This window comes from Bacillus sp. JJ1532, assembly GCF_036965085.1.
In the GTDB taxonomy this organism is placed as follows: domain Bacteria; phylum Bacillota; class Bacilli; order Bacillales; family Cytobacillaceae; genus Cytobacillus.
Genome location: NZ_JBALOW010000051.1, coordinates 1 through 5,800 on the forward strand (window position 1 = coordinate 1; position 5,800 = coordinate 5,800).

6 protein-coding genes and 1 pseudogene are annotated in these 5,800 nt (G+C 34.6%); 3 read left to right on the forward strand and 4 right to left on the reverse strand.

Annotated elements, in window-relative coordinates; all coding sequences use genetic code 11:
- Positions 1–308: 308 nt before the first annotated feature.
- Together V7122_RS18065 and V7122_RS18070 are read right to left on the reverse strand one after the other, a co-directional pair.
- Positions 309–401: pseudogene (locus tag V7122_RS18065) on the reverse strand (DinB family protein); the annotation flags it as partial.
- A gap of 120 nt (positions 402–521) precedes the next feature.
- Positions 522–1,091 (reverse strand): hypothetical protein, encoded by a 570-nt coding sequence (locus V7122_RS18070; RefSeq protein ID WP_335348281.1) that lies wholly within the window; start codon positions 1,089–1,091, stop codon positions 522–524.
- A 371-nt stretch (positions 1,092–1,462) separates the two neighbouring features.
- Between V7122_RS18070 and V7122_RS18075 the strand changes: the two genes are divergently transcribed.
- The 3 genes from V7122_RS18075 (at position 1,463) to V7122_RS18085 (ending at position 3,787) form a co-directional block, all read left to right on the forward strand.
- A complete protein-coding gene (locus tag V7122_RS18075; protein ID WP_335488899.1) occupies positions 1,463–1,975 on the forward strand; it encodes a DUF3231 family protein in 513 nt (170 codons plus the stop codon).
- A 324-nt stretch (positions 1,976–2,299) separates the two neighbouring features.
- A complete protein-coding gene (locus tag V7122_RS18080) occupies positions 2,300–3,304 on the forward strand; it encodes a DUF3231 family protein (protein WP_335528037.1) in 1,005 nt (334 codons plus the stop codon).
- Positions 3,305–3,331: 27 nt separating this feature from the next.
- A complete protein-coding gene (locus tag V7122_RS18085) occupies positions 3,332–3,787 on the forward strand; it encodes a hypothetical protein (protein ID WP_335347381.1) in 456 nt (151 codons plus the stop codon).
- 205 nt (positions 3,788–3,992) lie between these two features.
- On the opposite strand, the gene V7122_RS18090 is transcribed toward V7122_RS18085, so the two are convergent.
- Positions 3,993–4,697 (reverse strand): hypothetical protein, encoded by a 705-nt coding sequence (locus tag V7122_RS18090; RefSeq protein WP_335353322.1) that lies wholly within the window; start codon positions 4,695–4,697, stop codon positions 3,993–3,995.
- A gap of 4 nt (positions 4,698–4,701) precedes the next feature.
- Positions 4,702–5,517: an ATP-binding cassette domain-containing protein gene (locus V7122_RS18095; RefSeq protein ID WP_335353321.1), complete on the reverse strand. Its 816-nt coding sequence runs from the start codon at positions 5,515–5,517 to the stop codon at positions 4,702–4,704.
- Positions 5,518–5,800 lie beyond the last annotated feature (283 nt).

Sequence of the window (5,800 nt, forward strand, 5' to 3'; positions counted from 1 at the left end):
TGCTCGGCCGCACAACTGCGTCGTTACTTTAAGTACAAGTTTCACAAACTCGCCTAAACTTTCGCCTAGATATCTAGGTTTTATTCAACAATCTGGCCCTATAATGAAAATAAGCGCTGTTCCTTATTATAGGAAAGCGCCCTTTTCTTGAATAAACAAAAAGCTGATATTAACTGGTATTATTCAATTAAAAATCCTCAACTGTTATTGATTAAGGAGTATAATCATTCTTGTCCCTTGTAGTAGAGTAACTGCGTTCATGCCGGTGACCTATGACTTTTTAGCGAGTATTGGACGAGAAACTTAATTCATTGGGCTTCCTCGTCGGCCGAGGGGCCGTAGATGCCCGGCACCGGAATATCGAGAAGCCGCAAATAAACCCCGAGCTGCGCCCGGTGATTACAAGGGGTACACTTTAAATCGAAGAACCTTTTTTCAATACCTTCAAAACTAAGTTTGACCCTCATTATGTCAGTCTGTGCAAGAGAGTTAATCAAGGCATGTAGGGTAAAAGGTAACATTCATCCACTACTTGCTGATCTTACCTTTCGTGAAACCGAACGATTTTTATCTATCATTGATATGTTTGAGACTAGTTGCGATCTTATTGTAGTTAACGAAGTTAATACACCGTAAATATAGAGAAAACCCTTGTCATAATCCTCGGTGAACTTATCGTACAATAAGGGGTTACGCTTCACGATGTATTGTGCCAAGTGGTTCATACTTTTCTCCAATGCCTTTAAACCTATAGACAAATCATCTTTGATATTTTCTAACGATGTCTTTATATCATCTGACAATGTGGTAGGTACCTTTAATTGGGCTAAAGTCATGGAATTTTCAGCAAGCTTCTGTTCTGCCGATAAGGCAATATTATATAAGCTTTCCTCTCCCATTACTCTGTCCAGTTTATTCAATGGCCCTATACTAGAGTAGATTAAATCAAGGATCTCTTTTTCAAAGTTCAAAAATACTTGCTGTTGTGAATCATTCTCTATTTCAGCTAATGGAATGAGGAGGGGGACGAAAATAGAAAAACAGAATAATACCAAGATGATTACATACTTATGTACCCAACGAAGTATCATAATTTGATTCCCTCCCTATTTTTATTATGCTCCGAATCAATGATTAAATGTACCCCAAGAACATTTACATTCTCTTCAACAAATTTCAACATAAATATCCATTTAATTAAAAAAAGAGTTACTCCACAATCTGGTCCTTTACTGGAATAATTAATTAGCTTCTATTAGCTGGTTTTGCGGAATAAGGAAAATGATACATTTTCAAACAGGATTCCTGATCGAACTTTAAACAATTAGACATTTTTATTAATGATCGAGCTTTATTTCGAAGCCACAAAATAATGAATTAATAAGCTGCGAAAGGAGAATGATAAGAATATGTGCTTTGGCGAAAGGAGGCACTAAATTTGAATTTGATTAGGAGGATTACAATGGGAATTTTAAGTGGAAATCCAACAGATGAACCTATGCATTATGGGGAAGTATTTAGCACCTGGTCGTTTCTTTTAACGGCTAAAGGGGCAATTGCAGGTTATCAAACTCACCTAAACCATGCAGGTGATGAAGATTTACAGAAATTGCTTGAGGAAGCAATTCAAGGAGGACAACAAGAAATCAAACAGATTGAAACTTTATTAAAAGCGAATGGAGTTGGATTACCTCCAACACCTCCAGAAAGACCCAAAGCTTGTTTAGAGGATATTCCAGTTGGAGCACGTTTTGCAGATCCTGAAATAGCAGCTGCTCTTTCAATGAGCATTGCTGCAGGATTAGTAGCGTGCAGTACAATAATGGGGCAATCAATTCGAGAAGATATTGGAATGATGTTTGGACAGTTTCATATTCAAAAGGCAGCACTTGGAGTTAAAGTTCTTCGTCTAAATAAAGAAAAAGGATGGTTAGTTCCACCTCCATTACATCATAATAAAGCAGAAGATTGTTAGTTAGTTTATAACTGATATAAGGGGAGAAGAAATTTTATTCTGCTCCCTTTTCATTTTTAAAGTAACTCGTACTTTTCATTAAATATTAATTGATTATTATCCCCTTTTAAATTTACTCGCTATTCTTCACAGATTGTTATTCAACAATATGGCCCTTTTGATGAAGAAAGACGCTTTCCTTATTTCAGAAAAGCGCCCGATTGCGGAGTATTAAAAATGCGAAAAAGATGCAAAAATGACTTCTTAGTAATTTTACTTTTGTTCAGATCCTTTTTTATTCATAGTTCTTGCTCTATTAGAACATAATACTCAAGAGGTGATAACGTGGATAAAGACAAATTAAAACTCACATCTTCTGAAATAGGAACACTATGGGGTGAGTATGTAAATGGAACAGCCATTGAAATTGTAATTAGGTATATGTTTTCTATTATTGAGGACGAGTCCATAAAATCTATTTTTAAAGATGCAATCGTGACGTTTGCAAAACAAAAGAAACAAATCGTAACTTTTATAGAGAATGAAGGATTTCCAGTACCAATTGGATTTACTGAATCTGATCTTAACAAAGGCAAAGAGAGACTGTTTAGCGATATATTTTGCCTAAATTATTTACATATCATGACTTTACATGGTTTACTAGGACATTCAACTTCATTAGGTACTTCTGTCAGAGAGGACTTAAGGTTTTTTTACGACTCATGTGATAATGATGGGAAGCGGATGTATCATCAAACAATTGACTTATTACTTGAGAAAGGGAGTTTTCAGAGAGACCCTTTATTCTATCCTGCTGAAAATCCTGAATTTATTTCTAGCCAAGATTTTACCGATGGATTTTTCGGAAAAGGTAGGTCATTAACTGCAATTGAAGTCATAAGTATTTCTTTCAACCTAAAAAAGAGTATTATGACAAAAACTCTTTCTATTGCATTTAGCCAAGTCGCTCAGACAAAAGAAGTAAGGAGATTCTTAGAGGATTCTGAGAAAGCGGCAAATGAACAAATACAGGACTTTTCAAACATAATGAAGAAAGATAATTTACCAACTCCTAAGTCTTGGGAAACAGAAGTGACTAATTCAACAGACTCTCCTTTTTCAGATAAGTTAATGATGTATCATATGGGATTCTTGTTTCAAACTGCACAGGCTTATCATGGGACAGGTCTAGCGTCAGCCATGCGAACAGACCTTGTTGCTACTTACGAAAAAACAATTCTACAAAATCTTATGGTGATTAAAAAGTGGTTTAATATTATGGTGGAAAATAATTGGTTAGAACAGCCACCTCTTGCTCCTAATAGACAGGAAATTGCAAAAGAAAAATAATAGAAATAATTTATTAGGGTATATAGAATGACTAAAAGTGTATTTGAAATACTAATGTGGAGTATTGCACTTCCAGGTTTTGGTCAATATTTAAACAGAAAATACTTTAAAGGCACAGTACTCTTGATCCTTGAATTCCTGATAAATGTACAAGCCAATTTTAACCAGCTCATACTTTTAAGCTTTCACGGGGAAATTGGTGATGCCATAAAACAGGCAGATTATCAGTGGCTGATGTTTTACCCTTGTTTATATTTTTTTTCGATGTGGGATGCTGTAAAAGATGCAGGCGGTGGGAAAGATACTTGGTCTTTTCTTCCGTATGTATTCGCTGCATTTTTTGTAACGGTTGGATTGATTTTTTCCTCAAAAGTAACGATATTTGGAGTGCTATTTGGTCCTGTTTGGCTCCCAATGTTATTTGTTTTTCCTGGAGTAATAATTGGAGTTATTATTAGAAAAATCATAAATAACATTTATTAAAGCCATCCTCACTTTAATATTAAAAAGAGGATGGCTATAAATGCTGAATAAACAACATAGATATCCAATTTTCTTTAAAGTGCTAATCAATTAAATGGCCCTTTTCATGAAGAAAGACGCTTTCCTTATTTCAGAAAAGCGCCCTTTAATTGAAGATCGTATGTATGGTATAGATTTTACAGATATTCATAAGTTAGTAAAGCTGCTAACTTTCTTTTTTTAAAAAAAGAGGAACTAACATGACAGCTCCGATGATTAGATAAATAACTACAAAAACACCATCGATTATTATTGGTATATTTATTAGTACTTGATCTTCGCCTTCCATATACCCAATCACCTTGAACACTGGGGGGAAGACCCACAAAATCCATTTAAAAAACAATGATATTTCGATAATTGATTTTGAGGCGAGTGAAACTACGATTATAAATACAGTCGAAAGCCAGGCGTATTTTTTTGTTGCAAGTTTGGTAGCCGAAAATAGGGTTCCTACTAATATCCCAAATGTCATAAAGACCAAGTGGCTGTAAAATGCATAAGCATATAGCTTGATCGACATATTCCCTTTGAAGCTTTCTGTAATGATTGGGAAAAAGATCGCAAACAAAAGTAAAGGTATCATTACTACTAGAATAGTTAGCCATTTGCCAAATAAGTAACTCACCTTTCTTTTAAGATGAGAGATTAAGATATGCTTTTCACTTTCTTCATCCAAAGTAAAAATGGACATTGTAATCCATGTCATGATTAAGTACATTGCAATAGAAGATACTGCGTAACTACTGAGGATCGGCACATTTTTATAGGCATATAAAATAAACACCCATGCAAAAAAAATAACAACGGGTGGGATAAATTTTAATGAACGAACAAAGCTTATTAATTGGTAACGGATAAAAGCTGACAACTTACTACCTCTTCTCTGTTAATTCAAATATTGAACATCCTCGTTTAAGCAACATGGCCAATACCTTATCAGACTCTTTAGCTGAAACAATTATTTCAACAGAATCTCCCCCTACAAATTTATATCTAATAGACGGAATCTCTGCAATTATCTCTCTAGTGGGGATTTTTGCTCTTATAAATCTTAATTTCCCCTTTTTGTTTTTTGTAGAATCGTAGACAATTCTTCCACTCTCTACAGTTAAAACCCTATCGGCTAATCCTTCAATTAGTAGTGGATCATGTGCAGTAAAAATAATCGTTTTTTCCCCTTGGAGAGAATTTAGCTGATTCAAAAGCTCGATTTTTGCTTTATCATCTAACCCAGTTAGTGGCTCGTCCAATAATAATAGATCAGGTTTCTTCAGCAATGCCTGGATAATTCCGGCTTTCTGCTTTGTCCCTTTTGAACAATGATTCAAAGGGGTGGTTAGAAAGTCTGTAATTGCAAACAGCTCAGCATAATTCTCAATTTTTTTTAAAATTCCTTCATCCGATTTACAAGTCATTTTACCCATTAACATTAAATAGTCTTGTAATTTGAATCGGATACTTTCTGGAAAGTGTTCAGGTACATATCCTATGTTAATTTGAGATCTCTTCACTTGCCCAGCAGTTTCTTCAAATATACCCCCAATAAGTTTTAAAAGGCTGCTTTTCCCGGATCCATTATTTCCGGTGATCGCCACTTTTTCACCTTGTGAAATGCTTATAGAGACTTCTTTAAGAATCATTATTCCATCAATCTTTTTGCAAGCTTGATTTGCCTCGAATATTTTCATGAAAAACCTCTTCCATCTTCCCTCATTTTACTTGCTGAAATTCAGTAAAGACAAAATCTGCATTTTCCTAAAGGTACCCTTTATAGAAAATAAAATACTTCTTCAATTATACAATAATTCCCACACGGGTTGGAATTATCAATCATTATAATTTGTACGTTATTTCTTTTCATAATCAATAGCTTTACTACGAGTTAATTCAATGAGCATTACTCCATTAAATGGCCCTATTACTGAAAAAGGCACAATTCCTCTTCAAGAATTGCGCCCGATTATTGAAGAA